Below are 22367 nucleotides of genomic sequence, written 5' to 3'. Positions count from 1 at the left end.
ATCGCAATGGATTCGGGGCAAGAGAAAAGCGAACGACTGACGCATTGAATCGACGTGACGCGCATACTTCGTGACCGATTGTATCCGCTGGAGCCCACGAGAGCGGGGGCTCCTCAATTTGATCAGCGTTCTTCCATCTCTTGGATGTAGAGCCGCAGACGCGAAAGCTCATCGGTCGTGCCTTTGAGCTTCAGCATGTTTTCAACCCGCTTGGTCAACTCAATTCGGTTGACGGGTTTGCTCAAGAAATCATCCGTTCCAGCTTGCACACCACGCTCGATGTCACCCAGTTCACTCAGAGCGGTGACCATCAGAATCATGATGTTGCTGGTTGCGGAGTCCGCTTTCAGTTTTTCGCAAACTTCGAATCCGCTTAGCTTCGGCATCATCACATCCAACAGGATCAAATCCGGTTGGAACGATTCGACTTTGGCAAGCGTGTCTTCCCCGTCCACCGCGGTTTCCAATTCGCAATCGATGTTGACCAAATAGGCCTCCAGCAGTTCGCGGTTGGCAGTGTTGTCGTCAGCAATCAGGATCCGATGCATCCGAGGCGGCTTTCAAGGAAGAAGGACAGGAAGTTTTCGAAGGAGACCAGACCAGCGGAGCCGGATCAGGCAACGGTGGCGGGAGATTCAGCGGCGGCAGGGACAGGGAATGCCTGCACCATTTCGCGAATTTCGGTGCGGATGGATTCGTGAAGCGCCGCGTTGTCGGAATCGGACAACGCATTGTAAATCCATTGGCCGATTCGTTTCATCTCGTCGCCACCCATTCCACGGGTGGTCAGTGCCGGCGTCCCGATTCGGATACCAGATGGATCCATCGGTTTACGTTGGTCAAATGGGATCATATTCATGTTCACCGTGATGCCGCAAGCATCGAGGACCGCTTCGGCTTTCTTGCCACCCAGATCCACAGCGGTGACATCGACCAGCATCAGGTGGTTGTCGGTTCCGCCGCTGACCAGTCGCAGTCCACAGCTCAGCAAGGTGTCGGCCAACGTTTTCGCGTTGTCGACCACAGCTTGCCCGTAATGGGCGTATTCCTCGGTCATCGCCTCGGCGAAGCAGATCGCCTTGCCCGCAACGACGTGCATCAACGGGCCACCCTGAGTGCCGGGGAACACGTTGCGGTTGACGAGTTTCAGGTGCTCTTCTTTGCACATGATCAGGCCACTGCGAGGCCCACGAAGCGTTTTGTGGGTCGTCGTGGTTACGTAGTCCGCATACGGCACTGGGCTGTTGTGAATTTTTGCGGCGACCAAACCGGCGTAGTGGGCCATGTCGACCATCAGCTTCGCGCCGACCTCATCCGCGATTTCTTTGAATCGATCGTGAGGAATTTCGCGAGGGTAAGCACTTGCACCAGCGACGATCAGCTTGGGTTTGTGCTCACGAGCCAATTTGACGATTTGGTCGAAGTCCAAGCGATGATTGACTTTGTCCACGCCGTAGTTGACGAAGTTGTAGAGTCGGCCGCTCATGTTCAGCTTCATGCCGTGAGTCAGGTGGCCGCCTTGGGCCAAATCCAATCCCAGCACGGTGTCACCGACTTCGAGGCAGCTCAGATACACCGCCGCGTTGGCTTGCGAACCACTGTGAGGCTGGACGTTGGCGGCTTCGGCACCGAACAACTCCTTGGCTCGATCAATCGCAATCGTCTCCACGACGTCGACGTGCTCGCAACCGCCGTAGTAACGACGGCCGGGATAACCCTCCGCGTATTTGTTGGTCAGGATGCTCCCAACGGCTTCCATGATCGCTGGGCTGGTGTAGTTTTCGCTGGCGATCATTTCCAAACCGTCTTGCTGACGAGTCGTTTCGGCTTGGATCGCGTCCCAAATGGCGGGGTCTTGTGACTGAATGAAGCTCATGGCAGGTCAATTCGAAGCGTATGGGGAAGAGGGCTCGTCGAAGCATTGTCGATTCCGATTAAAAAACCGTCAATGACTGAAAAAAGTCACCGGACGCGGTGAATTGACCGGTTTTCGCATCTCGGCGTCAGATCGCGAAACAATCCCCTGCAGTCCGATGATTTACAATCGTCATCGGTGATTCACCACGCAAAGGTCTGCTGTCCAGTCGTATGCCCCCGTCAGCTCACTTTCGTGTTTCAACGCAAATCGATTCGTACTAGGACTATCTTGCAATCAATGCCGGCTTATCGGACGACCCTGCTTTGCGGGCTGATGCTCGGCCTTGCGTCGGCCGGATGCACGGGAAAATCGCCCCCGGCCGAAATCGCTGCTCCCGCGGAACAAGCGTCTGATCCATCGGAAACGATCCAGCAAAATTCCGATTCGGTGGTTTCAGCGGCGGAAGCTGGATCCGCAGAAGAAGAAACGGAGACTGTTGAGAAGTCTCTGTCGGCGATGGCACCGATGGATGATCGCGGCACCCCGATGTTGCAGGATGCGGTCGGGTCGCAGTCCTGTGTCGCTTGTCATCCCAATCGCGCCGAATCATTTTTCGAAACCACTCACGCGGATTCCTTGCGGTTGGTCGACGCGAAGGACGAGCTTGAGTTGGAGTCATTTTTTCATCAGCCAAGTTCCCAGCGGATGAAGATTGTTCGTGAGGGAGAACTGATTCGTCATCAATCGTGGCAAGAATTGCCGCAAACCGACTATGCAATGCCACTGGGTGATTATCCAGTCGAACTGGTGATGGGAAGCGGCACGTTTGCAAAGTCCTATCTGATTCATGATGGCGATGCTCTCTTGCAGGCTCCACTGTCTCACTACACCGAGCAGGGTGAATACGACATGTCACCGGGCTATGACACTCCCACGCACTTCGGGTTCTCGCGTCAAGTCACTGACGATTGCCTGTTCTGCCATGCCGGTTCGTTGTCGCGGGTGGACGGCAATCGAAACGTCACCGTTCTGCATGAATTGGCGATTGGCTGCGAGCGTTGTCATGGAGGCGGCCAACAACATGTTGATCTTGCCAACCATTTGTCAGCCAATTCAACCGACGCGACTGATTTGGATGTGGCCCATGATTGGGCGATCGTTCATCCAGATGAACTGGGGCGTGACGCGATGGAGTCGCTCTGTGCTCAATGTCACTTGCAGGGCGACATTCAGATGTTTGTTCGCGATGCCGACTCATGGTCGTTCCAACCAGGACAGGATTTGGCGGCAACGCGATTGGTTTACAACGTGGGGCCGCCTGAAAAGGAAACGGGGGCGACCAAGTTTGTGGGCCACTTTGGCCAAATGCACGCCAGCGAGTGCTACCTGGGATCCGATCGTCTCACCTGTGTCACCTGCCATGACCCGCACCAGCGAGTCGATGATGCAAACCGCGAATCGGTGCACCGCGAGCATTGTTTGTCTTGCCATGCAAACGAAGATTGCGGTGAGGATTTGGGCATTCGAATGGACACGAACGAGAACTCGTGTCACCAATGTCACATGCCTCGATCTGAGACCGAAGTGCCTCATGTATCAATCACCGATCACCGGATCGCAATACCGAGCGAACTCACGGATACCGAAGCGGCGACTGAGAAGGTGACCGAAGCACAGATCACTCAGTTGCCGGACGCGATCGCGTTGCTCGACCGAGCCCCCGTTGGCAGTTGGCAACGAGAACTGAATGAAGCGACCGCGATTGCCCAGTGGCTTTGGATGGGATCCGATCCAAATTATGACAACGAGACCGTCTTTGATTTGGCTGCCCAACGATTGCGTTCGGCGATTCAGGTTGCAGAAGAGTCCAGCTCGGATGTCAGTGTCGCGCACGTGTCTCTGGTTGAAGCGAAGACTCGGCTGGCAGGTTTGCTGGATCAAATCTTGTTGTATCCAGTGAAGACTCGTTCCGAATCCGATGCAACACGGCTACGCAAAGAAAGCCAATCGCTGATGCAATGGGTTCTCGAAGCGGACAAACGGCCCACGCCGGAACATCAGGTGGCATTGGATAGTTTGGCAAACGCGGCGGCCGCTGAGGGACAGCATCTCAAGGCATATCAGCTTTACCAGCGTTTGGTGAAGCTGCGCCGCAATCCAGCGGACCATTACAATTTGGGGCTCGCGTGCGGGAAGTTGCGGCGGTTTGGAGAAGCCGAGCAGGCATTCATAGAATCCATTCGCATTCAACCCACCTATCCCCTGCCCTACGCTTCGCTGGCCCGTCTGTACCAAACCATTGATCCGCGAACGGCATCGAATTACATGCAACTGTCACAACGTTTGCGGTTGGTGCAACAAGGGCGTGCGAGCGACGAAAGTGGCAAGCCGTAGCGAGGACAAGCGTTGGGACATTCACGACGTTGCTTGAACCGGTAACTGCTCCACACGCAGCTTTCTTTCCAGCGAAGCCAAGACCTCACAAGCTGGATCCACGACCCCATTCGCGATCCATGCTCGCAGATCATCGTTGGGTGAAACGGTGCAGGATTTTAGCAACACCACTTCATCTGCATCGCACAACAACCCAATCCACATGGCAATCGAGTCTGTTGTGGTGGACCAATTTTCGGGCAGTGGGGCAATCGACGCTGAATGGTAAACCACTTCGGGATTCAAAAATTTGATCGATGTGGGGGCTGACGCGTTTGAGTCCGTTAGCGACGCAGAGTAACGCAGCCAGGCGGCTTCTGAATCAAGGGTTTCAACGGGAGAGAGCCTGTCGTCCGCGTGAAAGGCTGCCGCGAGATGTCGCATCGAATGTTCCAGCATCGCGACGCATTGCCAATGCACGGTTCGCGGATCGCCGGGACGCAATCGATCCCACTGGCGGACTGCATCGATCATTTGTCCGCCGCCAACGATCAAGCAATCATCAGCGGAAGGTTGGCGACTGTGCCAATGATAAAAGTCATCCAGCAGATGGGGACGAGTCAGCAAACTGCCGCCCAGCTTGATCACACGGCGTTTCATCGGACCTCTCGGGCGGTGTCCAGCCACAAACGAGCGACGGCAAATGCGGGCGCTGATCGGGAAACTTCAGGCGTCAAACGATCACGTAGATCGATTGTTTTGCAGGTGCTTGTTCGTGTGATCAAATCCTGCCCGTGCCCGCTGAGCAACAACGTCATGCCTTCGTTCGCCTGCTCACCGAGTCGTTTCATCCAACGTTGCAGGCTCTGATCGATTTGTGTCTGGGCTGAGCCGATGATTTGCTGAGAAACCGAATCGGCTTGCGCACTGGAAAGCTCGTTCGCGTCCCAGCCAACCATTTTTGCTATTCGTCGGTGAGCCGATGCTCTGTCGCGAGGTCTCCCGTCGGCGGAGTCCAGGTCTTCAGGCAACTCAGGTTGCTGTTGCAGAATCAAACGAGCGTCATCGATCGTTGCGAAAAATTCGTTCATGATCGGAACCTCCATGCCATCGATCAGGAGTCGATCGACCAGAGAACACACCGGCGTTCTTCGGCACCCAATGTAGACCAGAGAACCATCGCGAAGTCTTTGGTGATCAGTCTTGGCATTGGTTGCAACGCGTCCATTCTGAAGCGGAATGATATCGGTTGTCGTTGATCCCACGTCGATCAAAATCCCATCGTTGGTCACGTGGGTTGCTGCCCACGATGCCAACGCGTGCCAGTTGGAAGCCGCCAACGCATCGACTTCGGTGGGCACTGAGTGCATGCCGATGAATTTTCCAGCAGTGGAGTAGAAAGCGATCTCGGCACGGCGACTCAACTGCTTCGCAGCCGACTGAACGTGTTGGGCAATGTGCGTCACACCGTGCTGTCGGTCGGTGAAGCAATCGGCTAACTCGCCGGTCATGGTGACTGCAATGCCGTCAGTCGAATCCGCATCGGTTCGCGAATCGGCCAGCAACGATGCCCAGTCCGAACGCAGTTGTTCGGCGAGCGATTCCGGACGCTTCCACATCGGGAAAAACGATTCCCAAGCGGTCGCTTCTTGCGTTTGTTGATTGATCAAAACCGACTTCAAGTTGGCACCGCCGACATCGACGCCCAGCACAAAACTGGAGGACGGGGCTGGTGCCAATGAAGTCGGGTTCGTCGTCAAGGATTCTTCCATCGGTAGGAGGTCAGAGATTTCAAAGCGCGGATCAAAATCAGCGGCTGATCGTCGGCACCAGAAACGGCCAAATGAGCCCAACTGTCGTCGGCGACCTCTTGGGTATCCAGCACGGTGAACTCACCCGGGTTTGCATCGATCAACCGCAGTTTGCCATCAGCACTGAGCGACAGGATACGGTTTCCGTTGCGGACCATCGACCAGTACTTGCCAACCGGCGGTGAGGTCCACTGAATCGAACCGTCCGCGACCGACAAACACGTGAAGCGTTCGTTCTTGAGGTGCAGGTAAACATGATCTTCGACCACGACGGGAGATGACATGTAACCTTGTGTCTTTTGGTTCCAACGTTCGTTGACCATCCACGCTTTTGTCGAATCATCACGCTGGATTTCAAACAGTTGACTCTTTCCGCTGTGGGCCGCCGTGAATACCGAGTCGCCAATCGCGAGCGGTGTCAAAATGTTCATGCCGCGAAAGGCCTCGATCTTTTCTCGCCAGAAAACATCGCCCGTGTCGAGAGAAACGCCGCACAGTTCTTCGCGAGTTTGAACCAGCAGTTGTTCTTGGCCGGCGAGCGTTGCAATCGAAGGGCTGCTGAACGCGCCGCGGGACATCATGTCTTCGCCGCCCGAGAGAACCGTCCACAGCACTTCGCCGGATTCCAACGACAGCTTCGTCAGTCCCGCGCCGACTTGAACGTAGATCGCTCCATTGTGAATCAGCGGCGAGCAGGCCGCGCCAAATGGCTGCAAGGACGATCCGGTTTGAGCGGGGAAATCGATCTTCCAGCGTTCCTCGCCGGTTTCCGTGTCCAGACAAACCAAAACGTCACGCATTCCCAGCACAACCAAGTACCCCGGCACGCACGCGGGTGTGGCCCGAATCCAATCGCCGTTGGCAGCCGCAAAGAACGGCACCGACATCGATCCTTCCCACTGACGCTCCCAACGCATCTCGCCGGTTGCAATGTCGTAGGCAGTCACGCGTTCAAATTGTTTGTTCACCGTTTCGGTGGTGAACACCATCCCGTCCACCATCACGGGGCCGCTGTAACTGGGGCCCAGAGGAACCGACCAGGTCTTCTCAAGGTTTCCGGAAAGACGATCTGGCCACGGCGCGGATTGAGCAAGCGTGCCGTCTCGATTGGGGCCGCGCCATTGATTCCAGCTATCCGAATCCAAGCGATCCGGTTCGGCAGAGTGAGCTGGCGTCAGCGTCCCAGTAGGAGCAAAACTGAAACAAAAAACGGCCAGCAACAGCCGAGAAGCTCGAAGACGCATGAGAGAGTCCAATCAGGAAAGCGAAGGGGTCAACCAATCCATAATGCAGCGCGGGCAAGTTGCAGCCACGCTTTGCCGGCTGGATCGGACATGTCGTAGTCCTTGATCGGAATGTAAGCCTTTTCGTGATCGACGATGCGAATTGGGATCGAAGAATTTTTCGCCAGTTGATTCATCCGCGAACGATTGGAGTACTGGAGCACGATGAAGCGATCGTTGGTGGTCAGAGAAACCAATCCCCATGAGGCGGCGTCGAGCCGCAGTTCGCAGAGCTCGAGCATGCGAATCGCGGGTGGCGGCGGCGAACCGAATCGGTCTTCCAACTCTTCGCGAATGGCCTTCACATCAGCCGCTTTCTCGATCCGAGTCATCCGGCGATACAGATCGATCTTGTGCCGCAAATTGGGCACGTAGTCCTCCGGCAGGTAAGCTTCGATCGGCAAATCGATGTCCACATCGGCCGACAACTTCGGCGGCAACTTCTGAGCTTGTCGGACCGCGTCTTCCAGCAGTTGGCAATACATTTCGTAGCCCACCGCGGCGATGTGGCCGGATTGTTGGCTGCCCAGCAAATTGCCTGCCCCGCGAATTTCCAAATCTCGCATCGAAATTGCAAAGCCCGCACCCATCTGGGAATACTCTTCGATCGCACGCAAGCGTTTGCTGGCTTCTGGCGTGAGTCGCTTGTTCGGTGATACGAGCAGGTAGCAGTACGCTTGGTGCTTGTACCGGCCAACGCGACCACGCAATTGGTGCAGGTCGCTCAAGCCGTAGCGATTGCCATCGTCGATGAACATGGTATTGGCGTTTGGAATGTCCAGTCCGCTTTCAATGATGGTCGTGGCCAGCAACATGTCGAACTTGTGATCGATGAAGTCGACCATGACTTGTTCGAGTGCCCCTTCCTCCATTTGCCCATGGCCGATGCCAATCCGTAACTCAGGGACGATGGCTTTGATCCGAGCGGCCAAGTCGTCCATGTCTCCGATGCGGTTGTGGACAAAGTACATCTGGCCGCCGCGGTTGAGTTCACGCACGATGGCGGATCGCAACATCTTGTCGTCCCAACGCGTCACCTTGGTCTCGACCGCCATCCGTTCCGCCGGCGGTGTTTCTAGATTGCTGATGTCGCGAACGCCGACCAATGCCATGTGCAGCGTTCGCGGAATGGGCGTCGCAGAAAGTGTCAGGACATCGACGTTGCTGTGCTGGGTCTTCAGGCGTTCTTTCACCGCCACGCCGAACCGTTGTTCTTCGTCGATGACCACCAATCCGAGGTTGTTGAATTCGACGTCTTTGCTGGCAACGCGGTGCGTTCCAATCACGATGTCCGCTTTGCCACGCCGGATTTCCTTCACCGTTTCACGTTGTTCCGCCGGGGTGCAGAATCGGCTGAGCTTGCGGATTTCGACGGGGAATTCCGCCATCCGCTCCCGGAAGGATTGGTAATGTTGTTCGGCCAGCACGGTCGTCGGGACCAGCACCGCGACTTGGTAGCCCGACGAGACCGCTTTGAAAGCAGCTCGCATGGCGACTTCCGTTTTACCGAACCCAACGTCGCCGCAAATCAACCGGTCCATCGGACGCGGCGCTTCCATGTCGATCTTCAATGCTTCAATTGCTGAAAGCTGATCGGGTGTTTCGAGGTACGGGAAACTGGCATCGAACTGACGTTGCCACTCGTTGTCCGGTGACATCGGGATGCCAAGCCGTGTGGCACGTTTGGCTTGCAGTTCCAGCAACTCGTCGGCCATGTCGGTGACCGCGGCTTCGGCTGCCTTCTTCTGGTTCGTCCAACTAATGCCTCCGATCTTGGCCAATTTAGGGCGATTCTTGGTTCCACCGACGTAACGCTGAACCAACTGAATTCGCGAGGCCGGAACGTGAATCTTGGTTCCGCCGTCGAACTCGATGGTCAAGTGTTCTTGGTGTTGGCCATTTTTTTCGATCGAGTTCAAACCTCGGTACAACCCGATGCCATGCGACAGGTGAATCACCAAGTCGCCGGGAGTGAGCTGCGTGAACGAATCGATCGGTTTGCCGCGAGTCCGTGTCTTCGCTCGACGTACCGGGCTGCGGTGGAATAGCTCCGCGCCGGTGAGCACCAAAATCTCAGCGTCGGTCAAACGGAAACCGCCACTGAGGTCAGCGACCGTCATGTGCAAGCGACCTTGTTTGGCCGCGTCGGTGTCCTCGAGCAACTCGGTCAGCCGCTGTCCATCGGCGGGAGTGTCACCGACCACGATGACTTCGTGCCCGGCCGCCACGGAATCGACCTTCGATTTGGTTTCGTCGAGTGATGTTGCAAAGCTGTCTGCACTCGCGGTGTGCAAGTCGACGACATCGCTTGGGGCTCCTTCGGCCAATGACGTGCCCGTGACGACTTTGTGACTTTTCAGTTCCGAAAGCAGTTCCCTCATCGAAACGAAGCGTTCGGTCTTGGCAACTCGCGCGAGCAGAGCGTTGGACGATTGATGGCAATCCGATGGATCGATCACCAACACCACGGTGTCTTCGGGCAAGTAGTCGACAATCGTGGCTTCGGCACCCACGGTGTCATCGACGACGAGGTCCAAGGGTTCGTCGTTGTTTTCCTCTTCCGCAAACGGACTTTTGACCGGCTGGGTTCCGATTGCGGCGAGCTCAACCTTGCTGAGCGTTTCGCTGCTCCGCTGCGTGGCGGCGTCGAATCGGCGGATGGATTCGATTTCGTCATCGAACCATTCGATTCGAATCGGTTGAGGTTGGTCCGGCGAATAGACGTCGAGCAATCCACCGCGACTGGCAAATTCGCCCGGCACCTGGACCGCTGTCACCGCCGCGAAACCGGCCTCGGCGAGCCAGCGCCGGATCACTTCCGGATCAACGATGTCACCAACCGCCAATTCGCGGGTGGCCTTTTCGAGACTCGTGACCGACGGCACCCGCTGGATGGCGGCTCCGATGTAAGAGGTCACGACCAGCGGTTTGGGCGAGTGCTGATCGCGGGCCCGAAGTCGCTGCAACACTTGCAGCCGAGCCGCGTAATCGGCGTCGCGAATGGAGCTGCCGGTTCCGTCGCCAGCCGACAACGGCAACGCGACCACGTCTTCGATCCCGAACGAGGAAACATCGCCCGCCACGATGTCCGCATCGACGGCTTGCGGGAGCAACACCAACACATGCGGGTGATGGCGGGTCAAGGCGGCCGCCAGCAAACCGCGGATCCCGCCCCAAACACCAGAAAACGCGAGCGAAACCGAATCGTCGGACTTTTTCGTCTTCCGTTTTGCACTGCCCTTTGGCTTGCGGCTCAATACCTCGCCCAGCCCAACCTTTTCGTCCAGGATGGCCGGGACGTCGCGAAGGGAGCGCAGCTTCATCGGGGCGGCGTTTTTCGAAGCGGTGGGCACGGCGATGGAACCTGGATGAAATCGGGGTGCAAAACAGCCTCCGGTGACGAAAGCTGCCATGAAAACGTATCTTGATCGTAGTTTTTCGCCTACCTCAGCGATCCCCACCCTGTTTCCTCGCACAAAAAAGACAAACAACATGAGCATCGGTATTGGCATCGTCGGCGCCGGAATGATCTCCAATTTTCATGCCAAAGCCATCGCGGATTCCACCAACGGGCACTTGGTGGGGTGTTACAACCGCAACACCGAACGAGCCGAAGAGTTCGTGGCAAAGCATGGTGGTCGCGTGTTCAAAACACTCGAGGAAATGCTCGCCGATCCCGAAATCGGTGCCGTTTCCGTTTGCACACCCAGTGGTGCTCACGCCGAACCAGCGATCCAGGCCGCGGAAGCCGGCAAACACGTGATGATCGAAAAACCGCTCGAAGTCACCCAAGAACGTTGTGACCAAATCATCGCTGCCTGTGAAAAAGCCGGTGTGCAATTGGGCGTGACCTTTCAAAGCCGTTTCCACGAATCTTCCCGGCTGATGAAGAAAGCCGTCGAGGAAGGCCGGTTCGGCAAAATCACGATGGGCGATGCCTACGTGAAGTGGTATCGCAGCCAAGAGTATTACGACAGCGGCGCGTGGCGAGGAACTTGGAAACTCGATGGCGGTGGAGCCTTGATGAACCAAGCCATCCACTCGGTCGATCTGCTGCTGTGGTTGATGGGTGACGTCAGCGAAGTCTCCGCGATGGCGTCGACCATGACACACGAACGCATCGAAGTCGAAGACATCGTGGTCGCGACGCTGAAATTCAAAAACGGTGCTCTGGGAGTCATTGAAGCCACCACGACAACCTATCCAGGGGCACTCAAGCGAATCGAGATCGGCGGCAGCGAAGGCAGCGCGATCTTGGAAGAAGAAGACCTCACGCAGTGGGAATTCGCAAACGAAACCGATGAGGACGAAGCCATCCGCAAACGCATGGCTGGCATGACCGAAACGGGCGGTGGAGCGAGCGACCCGTCCGCGATCGGGCACCACGGCCACACCGCCGTCTTCAACGATTTTCTCGATGCGATCACGGAGGGAACCAGCCCACAGATCAATGGCACCGAGGGCCGACGCAGTGTGGCGTTGATCAACGTGATTTACGAAAGTGCACGCACGGGCAAGACAGTGCAGCTATAACGGTAGGGGACCGTACGACGGACTTCCGAGTCCGTCGGTGCCAATGACTTTCGACGGACTTGGAAGTCCGTCGTACCCAAGCCGTCATACCCAAGGTCGATGGCAGAATGATGCACTGGAACACGTTCCGCTTCTCCCCACCCACATCCCACCCTGCCCCACCCCAGCCAAATGAACAAGTTTCTTGTTTGGAGCGTCGTCCTTGCGGCGACGCTATTCGTTTCCGAGTCCTTTGCACAGGATTCATCCAGTCGTCCGAACGTCTTGATGATTTGCATCGACGATTTGAACGATTGGGTCGAACCGCTTGGTGGGCATCCTCAAGTTCAAACGCCAGCGATGAAGGCGTTGGCTGAACGTGGCATGACGTTTGCCAACGCACATTGCCAATCGCCGCTGTGCAATTCTTCGCGAACCAGTTTGATGCTCTCGCTGCGTCCTTCGACGACGGGCATTTACGGCTTGGCACCATGGTTTCGCGATTTGCCGGAACTGAAGGACCGCGTCGCGCTGCCACAGCACTTCAAAGCTCATGGTTATCGAACGTATTCGGCAGGCAAAGTTTATCACGGTCGCTATGGCCGAGACAAAACGGAATTTGATGAGATCGGACCGCCGGGCGTCGCCGGTGTGAAGCCGCCCCAGAAGTTGATCCCGTCGACACCGGTCGGTGATCACCCGCTGATGGACTGGGGAGTGTTCGATCACCGCGATGAAGACAAAGGCGATTACAAGGTCGCTGACTGGGTGACCGAGAAACTGGAGGCCATGCCCGAGGACGAACCGTTCTTCATGAGTTGCGGTTTCTTCTTGCCTCACGTCCCTTGCCATGTCACGCCGAAGTGGTGGGAACTGTATGACGATGAGACATTGCAGTTGCCACCCTACCGAAGCGACGATCGACTCGATTGTTCTCCGTTCAGTTGGTACCTGCACTGGGAGTTGCCCGAGCCAAGGATGAGTTGGTTGGAAGCTCACAACCAACAAAGGAATCTGGTGCACTCGTATTTGGCCTGCATCAGTTTTGTTGACAGCCAAGTCGGTCGCGTTCTGGCCGCACTTGAAGGGACGCCTCATCGAGACAACACGATCATTTGTTTATGGAGCGATCACGGATGGCACTTGGGTGAAAAGAATGTCACCGGAAAGAACACGTTGTGGGAACGTTCCACCCACGTGCCGTTGATTTTTGCGGGACCCGGAATCGTTCACGGAAGAACCCAGTCACCGGCGGAGCTGTTGGATATCTATCCCACACTTTCGGATCTGGTCGGATTGCCCGCTCCGAAGGATGTCGAAGGCCTGAGTTTGGTCCCGCAGATTCGGTCACCTGAACAAATTCGCGAAACACCTGCGATCACCGATCACAATCCAGGTAACCAAGGAATCAAGGGCGAGCGGTATCGCTTGATTCGCTACGCCGATGGCAGCGAAGAGCTCTACGACGTCATCCACGATCCGAACGAATTCGACAACCTGATCGGCCGCGACGAGCACGCTGACGCCGCGCAGCGACTGAGACAGTTCGTGCGATCGGATCCCGCACCATTGGCGAAGAACAGCCAGCACCGCGTGCTCGAGAAGAAGGCCGATGGTTGGTATTGGGAACACAAAAAGATCGATCCCAACAACCCACCCATGAGCATCGCTCCCAACCAACCGTCCGATTTGAGTCCCTGAGACAAGAGAGGGCGATCCATTCCGTTGATTGTCCAAGACACAAACTCTTTGGCCAAAGGCCATTGTCATCATAGCCATGGGCACCGCCCATGGAAGAAAGTCCCAAATCGAGTTGGCCAACGGCCAACATCAACCCCAGTCGAAACGCGTTGAATTTGGCCGTTGGCCAAATGAGTCAATGGTTTTTCCGGTTCCTGGGACGTTGTCCCAGGCTACGTTGAAAAAGGTCGTTGGCCATCAACCTCCCACCTCACCTCCCCCATTTCAATCTCATCATCGACACCGAGAGACCCCACCATGACACCCATGATTTTGCGAAGCATCGGATTGCTTGTCGCGTTTTCTGTCTTCTGCACCGCAAACGCATTCGCCCAAGACAATTCACTGCCGAAGTTCCCCGAGTCCGGACCGTATCAGTACGAGCCCAAACCGGATGACCCTGAGTTCGGCAAGTTCTTCCCGGCCAAGGCTCCTGAGATCGGCCCGTTGTTGCTGACCAAAGGCGATCGTCTGGTGATCATCGGAGATTCGATCACCGAGCAGAAAATGTATTCGCGGATGATCGAAACCTACCTGACCGCGTGCATGCCGCATCTGGAAATTGAAACGCGGCAACTTGGATGGAGCGGCGAAACCGCGGCCGGCTTCTTGCGCCGAATGGATTCGGATTGCTTGCGATTCGAACCTACCATCGCGACGCTTTGCTATGGGATGAACGACGCTCGCTATCGCGCCTACGACGTCAACAACGGACATTGGTACAAGGACAACTACCAACACATCGTTCGACGTTTGAAAGAAGCCGGTGTCAAGGTTGTTCTGGGGTCGCCAGGCTGCGCCGGAAAAATCGCCACCTGGGTGAAGGCTCCTGCGTGCACGTTGGATGAACACAACCTGAACCTATGCACGCTGCGAGACTTGGGAATCGAAATCGCGAAAGAAGAAAACGTCGCGTTCGCGGATCTTTTCTGGCCCATGTATGTGGCTCAGATCACGGCGGCCAAGAAGTACGGGACGGATGAAAAACCTTACCAGGTGACCGGCAACGACGGGATCCATCCGCCCTGGGCCGGCCAAGTCATCATGGCATACGGTTTCCTGAAATCGATGGGGATTCGTGAACCCATCGCGAATCTAGAGGTGGACTTAGCGGCGACTTCCGCAGCGGGCGGTGATCATCATTTGCTCGTCGAATTCGCGTCCGATGATTCTTCTCACAAAATCACTTTCGAAAGTCATCGCTATCCGTTTTGCGCGACCGGAAAAGACAACGACGAAAACAGCATTCGTTCCGGGATGACGTTGGTTCCGTTCAACGCTGATCTGAATCAGTTCTTGCTGACGGTCAGTGGTTTGGAAACCGACAAGACAAGTGTCCGTTGGGGAGACCACAGCGAAGAGTTCACGAAGGAGGAGCTGGCCGAAGGAGTGAACTTGGCCGAGCACTTCGAAGTCAATCCGTTCAGCAAAGCGTTTCAAGCGATCGATCAAGCGGTGGCCGCCAAACAGGCTTTTGAAACAGTTCAGATCAAGAAAATCTTCCATGGCGAAGAAGGCAAGAAGGATCTGGAGGCGGCAGTGAAAAGCACGGAAGCCAAACGGGCCGAGTTGGTGCAGGCGATTCAAGACGCAATCGTTCCGGTGACTCACACGGTTGTGATCACGCCGACGAAATAGAAGTGGTACGAATTAGGTCGGCAGCAATGATCGGGCCGAACGATGTGAGTCGTTTGGGCGTTAACCTGGACTGCGACACGTTTGGTGTTGGTGTTCTAATCGTTTCTTCCGGCTTATGTCTTTCTTCATCCCGGTAGGGATTTTCAGATGGTAGCCGGGGGTTGCTGCGTCGCAGCGTACCCCCGGAAAACGAGCTCCCATAAAACTCTCCATCCCGTCGTGGCCTTTGGCCACGGCGGGATGGAGAGTAGCGGCGTGGGTGGCATGTCCATCGGTGGCGCTATCGCTTACCGGTGGCTACCATCTGACATCCCTACCGGGATGCAAACTCTCGCAAACGTATGGCTGCCATAAGCTAAAACATGTCACAGCCCAGACGCTCGTTCAACACCTTGCATGTTACTGGATCTTTGCTTGCCTTCTTCGGTGATGGTTCTGTTGTTTGGAAGAGTAAGAATCCGACACTTTGATACCCCGACGAGTCGATCCATGCCGGTCAGCCAACAAATGAGAGCGAACCCAATGAGAAACCAGTGGTTGTTAGTCGTTGCTCTTTGGAGTGCTCTCGGTTGGGGATGGGCGAACGTCGCTGTGCCCCAGGACTCCCCGGCGGGCAATGAGGAAGTTGCCCGGGTGATGCGGGAGTTTGAAGGCCGCGGCGATCTCGGAGATGATTCCGACCCCGCCTCTCCCCCCGAAACGATTGCTCGCTTGAAGGTGCCGGACGACCTGCAAGTGGAGTTGGTCGCGGGGGAACCCGATGTGACTCAGCCCATTCATATTAGTTTCGATTTCAAAGGCCGAATGTGGGTGGTGCAGTATCGTCAGTACCCGTTTCCGGCGGGACTGAAAGTGGTTCGCTACGACCAACACTTGCGAGCTGTCTTTGATAGCGCGCCGATCGCTCCACCCAATCATGTTGCCGGGGCGGACTGCGTGACGGTTTGGGAGGATACCAATGGCGACGGTTCTTATGACACGCATCAAGATTTCATCGAAGGCCTCAACATTGCGACCAGCGTCGCGGTCAGCACGTCGGGGATCTGGGTGATGAACCCGCCGTATTTGTTGTTCTATCCCGATGCCGATCACGACGCGAAGGTCGATGGGGATCCCACGGTTCACCTGTCGGGATTCGGGTTGGAAGACACGCACGCGGTCGCCAACAGTTTGCGTCTGGGCCCCGATGGTTGGCTGTACGGTGCCAACGGAAGCACAACGACCGCTTCCATCCACGCTCCTTTGTCCGACCATCCCGATGATGCAACGTCATTCCAGGGGCAATGCATTTGGCGGTATCACCCTGAAACGCATCAGTTTGAAATCTTCGCCGAAGGGGGCGGCAACACGTTCGGATTGGAGATCGAGGAGAGCGGGCTCACGTTTTCTGGAACCAACCACGGCAACACCCGTGGCATGTTCTATCCGCAAGGCAGCTATGGCACGAAATCATGGGGCAAACACGGTCCACTGACCAATCCCCACGCCTATGGCTTTTTCAATCACATGCGATCCGAAGGCGATCGTCGCCGGTTCACGCAGGCGTTGGTGGTTTACCAAGACAACGTGTTGCCGCAGCGGTATCGCGATCAATCGATCGCGATCAACCCCTTGCAGCGATGTGTGATCAGCAGCGAGTTGATCGAGGACACGTCGACGTTCCGAACACGCGATTTCGAAACCACCATCCAGACCGATGATCGATGGTTTCGACCCGTGGCGATCGCGGTCGGGCCAGACGGAGCGGTCTATTTCGCGGATTGGTACGACACCCGTTTGACTCACGTCGACCCACGCGACAATTGGCACAAAACCAGCGGGCGGGTCTATCGGCTCACTGCCAAGAATCCTTCACGATCATCTAACGCGGAGGAGCTGCTTCCATCACGAACGCGATTTGACATGACGGCCATGTCCGACAATCAGTTGCTTCGGCTGTTGGCTCATCCCAGTCGCACCATTCGCTTTCTCGCGTTGGAGGTGATCGTGCCGCGAATCGAAGCTTCCGGCGATCTTCAGGCCTCTCTGGGGGAGATTCTCCGTGACTCAAAGGATGAACGGCGATTGCTGGCGTTGTGGGCGCTCCACCGCGGAAACGTTCTGAGCGATGATGCTTTGACAAAACACTTGACGGCCTCCGAACCGGACCCCGATTTGCGTCGCTGGGCGATTCGTCTGCTTGGCGACAACGCATCGATGACCAACGATCAACAGCAAGCACTCGTTGAGCTTGCCAAGCGTGAAGCTGACGTTCACGTTCGGTCGCAGTTGGCGTCCACCGCGGCTCGCTTGCATGCTGAACCAGCTTTGCCGATCCTTCGCGAGATGATGCTGCGTGAATCGGATCAGGGTGACTTGCATCTGCCGTTGTTGATTTGGTGGGGCTTGGAAGCTCATTGCAAACAGCACGCTGACGCCGTCGCCGATCTTTTCGCGGACGAACGGCTTTGGCGGAGCCGATTGGTTCGGCAGACGATCCTGGCTCGTTTGATGCAGAGGCTGGCTGCCGAAGGATCCAACAAAAGCTATTTAGTCGCTGCGAATTTGCTGGCGATGGCACCTGATGATGATGCCAAGGCGATTCTAATTCGAGGTTTTGAAGAGGCCTTTGTGGGACGCAAGGTCGAACTGTTGCCAGACGCTCTGCAGGAACAACTTGCAATCTTTCGAAAGGCTCGTCCAGGTTCGGATCTACCGCTGCGGTTGCGACAAGGTGATGTCGATGCGATCAAGCAGGCTCTGCAGCTCATCGAGCAAGCCGAGACACCGATCCGCACCAAGGTTGAGTTGATCGAAACACTGGGGGAGATTCAAACCGGTGACACCGTTGCGGTCTTGCGACGACGACTTCAGGCAGATCGATCCGATGCGGTCAAAGCGGCGGCCTTGCAAGCCCTGTCGCGATTCTCGGATGAACGAATTGGTTCATGGATCGCATCGGCGTATCAGTCGTCGATGGATGACGCGAGCAACTTGAGAGAGACCGCGATCCGAGTCCTGTCCAGCCGCGAGCAATGGGCGTCGGTGCTGATGGATGAGATTGATGCCGCCAAGATCAATGTGGAACGGGTGCCTGCGGATGTGGTTTTGCAGATGCAGGCCTTTGAAAACGCGGGGTTGCGCGAACGAGTAGCGAGCCGTTGGGGAACGGTTCGTGCGACTCCGGCGGAAAAGCAAATTCGGATCGCGGAGTTGCAATCCGTTGTTCGTTCGAGCTCGCAGTCGAATTTGGAAAACGGCAAAACGATGTTCACCAAACATTGCGGAACCTGTCACCGGCTGTTCGGCGAAGGAGGCAAGGTGGGCCCCGATTTGACGGGTTACGAAAGATCCAACTTGGACTTCTTGTCACTGGCGATCATCGACCCATCAGCGGCGATTCGTGAAGAGTTCACCAACTACCGATTGCTCACCGCGGATGGTCAAGTGCTGAGCGGGTTGCTGGAGAATCAAACGCCTGAAACGGTCACCATGCGTACGGCGGAAGGCAACGCGGTGCGAGTTGACCGCGATGACATTGAATCCCTGCAGGCGTCGCCGGTTTCGCTGATGCCAGAGAACATCCTCGATGCTTTGTCGACCGAGGATGTTCGTGACTTGCTGGCGTACTTGCAGCAACCGATGCAGATTCCATTGACGTCGGATTCAATCGACGCCAACTGAATTTGTCACTCGGGCGGAGTGAACTTGGGTGCCGAGGGTTCGTTCGGTTCATCCTCATCGTCGTCATACGACGTCGACTTCGCGGGCGGTGTGTCCATCGACATCGCCCGGCTTGCTTCGTCTTGAACCTGACGGAACTGCTGCTGGACATCCTGCAGGCTGCGCCGAAATTGGCTGTAAGTCGAGCCAAATTTCCTTGCCACTTCCGGCAGGTTGCCACCAAAGAGGACGACCGCGATCACTCCAATCACGGCCAGTTCAAATGGGCTGAGACCAAACATCTCAGGCCTTCTCGTCGGTGCGATCCGTTGCTTCGTCCTCATCGTCGCCTGATTCGGCCATGCCACGTTTGAATTCGTTGGCACTGCGTCCCAGGTTTCGCATCAGCGATGGCAGCTTGGCACCACCAAAGAGGACCAAGCAGATCACTAAAACGATCAACATTTCAGGCAGGCCGGGGAAACCAAACGCCAAGAACAATCCGGTCGCCATCGAACTCACAGTCATCAACATTCCATCTATCCCGCTAAACAAAGTGGTGTGCGATCCATGCCAACGTGACACGCATCGGGCCGACCATCTCATGACATTCGTCGCTGACGCCCCACTGTGAAACCAAATACTCGTCTCGTATTTGGCCCAGCGAATGCGACTTCACCGCCAAACGAATTGGGGGTAACAGCCGTCGAATGTGATGAAACGATCATTCGGCGTCGGCGAAAGCGGGTAGGTCATTCGCGGGTGTGTCAGCAAAATTCGCGTGGTGCACGCATTTTTTCGCTGAGCCCGTTCGAATACCTCCGGACCGAAGCAACGGACGTCGTTTCCAAGTCCGTCGCAATATTCTAGCCACCGGTGTCCGAATGTCAAAGCCGGATAGGTGCGTCGCTGTGCACCCAATTCAGCTCTGCAACCAAGCCGATCGTGCAGCTTCTAAATGCTGTGTTCAGAAGCGACGATCATCACCCTCCCCCTGGGATGGTCGAGCGAAGCGAAGGGAGCAACGATATATCACCCTCCCCCCTGGGAGGGTCGAGCGAAGCGAGGGGAGGGTTCAGCATTGGGGCCAGCGCGTAACCCTCACCGGCACGAAGCGAGCCGACATCCCAAAGGGAGGGTGAAGTAAAACGGCAGTTGCAACCCACGCCACATCCCAAGCTCAGTCTCGCACCACCAAATGATGCGTATGAAAAACACTCACCCTCACTCACGTACTATTCGCCTGGAATCTGTTGTCGATTCAGCAACAGATCTGGCCTTTGGAGACTGTCCGGCCATTCGTTGTTCCGAAAACAGGGCCGGATCGAGATGAATTCGCATTGTTTGTCACGCTCGACTCGCTGAACGTTTGCGAAACGTGTCTTCGCCTTATCTGCTGGAGCAGCTCATGTCTCGTCCGCAAGTTTCGGATCCGCTTTTCAGCAAGGACGCAGGAATGATTGAGCTGAATCCTATGAGCCGTTTGGGCGTTAGCCCAATGGCACTTACTTTTTACAAATTCACCCTCCCCCTGGGAGGGTCGAGCGAAGCGAGGGGAGGGCTACACACCGGGTTTTAGGTTCGCCCTCCCCGGCCCGAAGCGGGCCGACCCTCCCTCAGGGAGGGTGAAGTAAGTGCCATTCGGCCAACGCCATGCGGCTCACATACCCGATGCCACCTGCGGATCCGCTTTTACGCCGTCAGCACCATCAAAAACTATCGCTCCGCTTGGGTCTGCTTCTTTCGCTGGTACCGAGGACCGCTGGACCAGATCGACCAAGAAGACATTCGGGAGTACTTGGAACTGCTGGTCAATGGCGGCGCGTCGGCGTCGGAGGTCAGCGTCACGTTGTCGGCACTGCGAACCGGTCTAGACAAATTCTGTTTGTTGCGTTGCACGGTTGGACTGGTGTCCCCGCGAAAGTCAAAACAATTGCCTGTCGTGATGTCCAAGAAAGAGGTCCAGCGAATGATGGAGGCCGCTCGCACGTTGCGTGACAAACTGCTTCTCACCGTGTTGTATGCAACCGGTTTGCGAGTCGCGGAGGTCGCCCGTTTGCAGTGGTCGGATTTTGATTTCGATCGCCAACAAATCCGAGTTCAACTTGGCAAAGGCAAAAAAGATCGCTACGTCATGTTGGCCGACGATCTGTTGCCGCTGATGAGGCAGTTGTGGCGGCACACCAAAGGAGTTGGCTATCTGTTTCCTTCCGAAGGCAGGCGTGTCGACCGGCATCTTTCTCCGCGGACGATCCAACGTGCGGTCAAGCAGGCTCGGATTCTGTCGGGAATTGGCAAGGCGGTCACGCCGCACAGTTTCCGCCACAGCTTTGCGACGCATCTGATCGAATCCGGTACCGACATTCGGTTCATTCAAAAGCTGCTTGGGCACACCAATTTGGAAACCACCTCGCTGTACACCAAAGTCGCACGAATGAAAGCGACTGCGGTTGCCAGCCCACTGGATCAGTTGAGGGACGAACCAGGTTCATCGTCGGAGTCTTCCGGTCGGCAACCGAAGCCTCGGCCCTCCGTGGGCCGGATGCGGCTTGAGGTGGATCCGAATCCCGATTCAAACGGCGCGTATGCGGTGACGTTGGGCGTTTGGAAGGATGGTCAATTGCTTCCCCTGCCGGGAATGCGAGCGACGATGCCGCGCCAAGATTGGGTTTCCTTGCAAATCCCACTGCAAGACAGCTGGGAACCGACGCTGCGTTGTCTACCCACGGCACAACGAGAGCGATTGGAGTCGCCCGAGTTCTTCTCGCAGGTGCAGCGAGAGGTTGCCAAGCAAATCCTGCGAATCAGAGACGCAGAACCTTCTCAGGCGATCAAGACCTAGCTCATTCGCAACTGCGAGTTGAATTCAGCCCCGCAGGACGTTCGTCTTGTCTGCCAGCGGGGAAGGTGTGATTGCCACCTGATTTTAGTGTGAAAAACAACGCTTTTAACACTCGTGCCTCTGTAGCAGCGAACGCAACACCGCGTCCCCGCACACTCGCCCGGTCGCCCAAGTGCTGCAGACCGAGCCCCCTTCCGCTAAAATCAACCCCCGTTCTCCCCCATTTCCAAGCATGCACGACACCCTGTCGTCCAGAACCCCGTTGGCAGACACAGATCATGGAAAAGTCATTTCACCTGCCTGCCGATGCGATTCGTCCACTCGCCGTGAATCGTGGCGCGTGTATCGCTACGGACATGATCACCGTCGATGGGCTCAAAGTTGGCTACATGTACCGCGAGGACGCGATTAACGACGTGGACAGCGGCTGGCGATTCTTCTCCGGCACCGAAACGCAGGAATACGTGGATGACGCAACCAATTCCGCGTTCTATGACATCAACACGATTGCCAACTACGACCCTGATATCATTGACTGGCTGGGTGCTCCAATCGGTGCGGCATTTGAACGCCTTTCGGAAGGTGGCGATATCGTTCCTGTTGCCCCAGACTCGCCCAGCGCGTAGTGTCGGCCAACTATTTAGGATTTGGGGTCAGCGAGGTACGAG

General features: G+C 56.3%; 15 protein-coding genes. 7 read left to right on the top strand and 8 right to left on the bottom strand.

Annotation, left to right across the window (positions count from 1 at the left end; translation table 11 throughout):
- Positions 1-122 precede the first annotated feature (122 nt).
- A complete protein-coding gene (locus RB_RS12615) occupies positions 123-548 on the bottom strand; it encodes a response regulator (RefSeq protein ID WP_007325476.1) in 426 nt (141 codons plus the stop codon).
- A gap of 65 nt (positions 549-613) precedes the next feature.
- Positions 614-1876 (bottom strand): serine hydroxymethyltransferase, encoded by a 1263-nt coding sequence (locus tag RB_RS12610; protein ID WP_011120806.1) that lies wholly within the window; start codon positions 1874-1876, stop codon positions 614-616.
- Between the two features lie 279 nt (positions 1877-2155).
- Between RB_RS12610 and RB_RS12605 the strand changes: the two genes are divergently transcribed.
- A complete protein-coding gene (locus RB_RS12605) occupies positions 2156-4252 on the top strand; it encodes a hypothetical protein (RefSeq protein ID WP_231846455.1) in 2097 nt (698 codons plus the stop codon).
- A 21-nt stretch (positions 4253-4273) separates the two neighbouring features.
- On the opposite strand, the gene RB_RS12600 is transcribed toward RB_RS12605, so the two are convergent.
- The 4 genes from RB_RS12600 to mfd are packed head-to-tail and all read right to left on the bottom strand — an operon-like array spanning position 4274 to position 10738.
- Positions 4274-4891: an amino acid kinase family protein gene (locus tag RB_RS12600; protein ID WP_164921949.1), complete on the bottom strand. Its 618-nt coding sequence runs from the start codon at positions 4889-4891 to the stop codon at positions 4274-4276.
- Positions 4888-6003: a hydantoinase/oxoprolinase family protein gene (locus RB_RS12595; protein ID WP_164921948.1), complete on the bottom strand. Its 1116-nt coding sequence runs from the start codon at positions 6001-6003 to the stop codon at positions 4888-4890. Before RB_RS12595 ends, RB_RS12600 begins: the two co-directional genes overlap by 4 nt.
- Positions 5988-7286, bottom strand: coding sequence for a PQQ-binding-like beta-propeller repeat protein (locus tag RB_RS12590; RefSeq protein ID WP_164921947.1), 1299 nt, complete (start codon positions 7284-7286; stop codon positions 5988-5990). The genes RB_RS12595 and RB_RS12590 overlap by 16 nt, the downstream gene beginning before the upstream one ends.
- A gap of 29 nt (positions 7287-7315) precedes the next feature.
- Positions 7316-10738 carry a transcription-repair coupling factor gene (gene mfd, locus RB_RS12585; protein ID WP_193427773.1) on the bottom strand — a complete coding sequence of 1141 codons (3423 nt, stop codon included), beginning with the start codon at positions 10736-10738 and terminating at the stop codon, positions 7316-7318.
- A 79-nt stretch (positions 10739-10817) separates the two neighbouring features.
- Here mfd and RB_RS12580 point away from each other — a divergent pair, with 79 nt between their 5' ends.
- The 4 genes from RB_RS12580 (at position 10818) to RB_RS12565 (ending at position 18878) form a co-directional block, all read left to right on the top strand.
- Entirely contained in the window at positions 10818-11858 is a 1041-nt protein-coding gene (locus RB_RS12580) for a Gfo/Idh/MocA family protein (RefSeq protein WP_164921945.1), read from the top strand.
- Positions 11859-12029: 171 nt separating this feature from the next.
- Positions 12030-13538 (top strand): sulfatase, encoded by a 1509-nt coding sequence (locus RB_RS12575; RefSeq protein ID WP_011120799.1) that lies wholly within the window; start codon positions 12030-12032, stop codon positions 13536-13538.
- Positions 13539-13835: 297 nt separating this feature from the next.
- Positions 13836-15215, top strand: a complete 1380-nt coding sequence (locus RB_RS12570; RefSeq protein ID WP_011120796.1) for an SGNH/GDSL hydrolase family protein — start codon at positions 13836-13838, stop codon at positions 15213-15215.
- 522 nt (positions 15216-15737) lie between these two features.
- A complete protein-coding gene (locus RB_RS12565; protein ID WP_231846453.1) occupies positions 15738-18878 on the top strand; it encodes a DUF7133 domain-containing protein in 3141 nt (1046 codons plus the stop codon).
- A gap of 5 nt (positions 18879-18883) precedes the next feature.
- On the opposite strand, the gene RB_RS12560 is transcribed toward RB_RS12565, so the two are convergent.
- Both RB_RS12560 and tatA read right to left on the bottom strand, forming a co-directional pair.
- Complete coding sequence (locus tag RB_RS12560) at positions 18884-19159, bottom strand: Sec-independent protein translocase subunit TatA/TatB (RefSeq protein WP_007328854.1); 276 nt, start codon at positions 19157-19159, stop codon at positions 18884-18886.
- A gap of 1 nt (position 19160) precedes the next feature.
- Entirely contained in the window at positions 19161-19385 is a 225-nt protein-coding gene (gene tatA, locus RB_RS12555) for a twin-arginine translocase TatA/TatE family subunit (RefSeq protein ID WP_231846452.1), read from the bottom strand.
- 1111 nt (positions 19386-20496) lie between these two features.
- On the opposite strand from tatA, the gene RB_RS12550 reads away from it, so the two are divergent.
- Positions 20497-21699 carry a tyrosine-type recombinase/integrase gene (locus RB_RS12550; RefSeq protein WP_315851299.1) on the top strand — a complete coding sequence of 401 codons (1203 nt, stop codon included), beginning with the start codon at positions 20497-20499 and terminating at the stop codon, positions 21697-21699.
- Between the two features lie 278 nt (positions 21700-21977).
- On the top strand, positions 21978-22325 hold the full coding sequence (locus tag RB_RS12545; RefSeq protein ID WP_164921943.1) for a DUF2185 domain-containing protein: 348 nt from the start codon (positions 21978-21980) through the stop codon (positions 22323-22325).
- Positions 22326-22367: the final 42 nt, after the last annotated feature.

It is taken from the genome of Rhodopirellula baltica SH 1, from assembly GCF_000196115.1.
Classification (GTDB): Bacteria; Planctomycetota; Planctomycetia; order Pirellulales; family Pirellulaceae; genus Rhodopirellula; species Rhodopirellula baltica.
The sequence above is the reverse complement of the archived record's forward strand: the minus strand, read 5'-3'. Positions and strand labels throughout refer to the sequence as shown.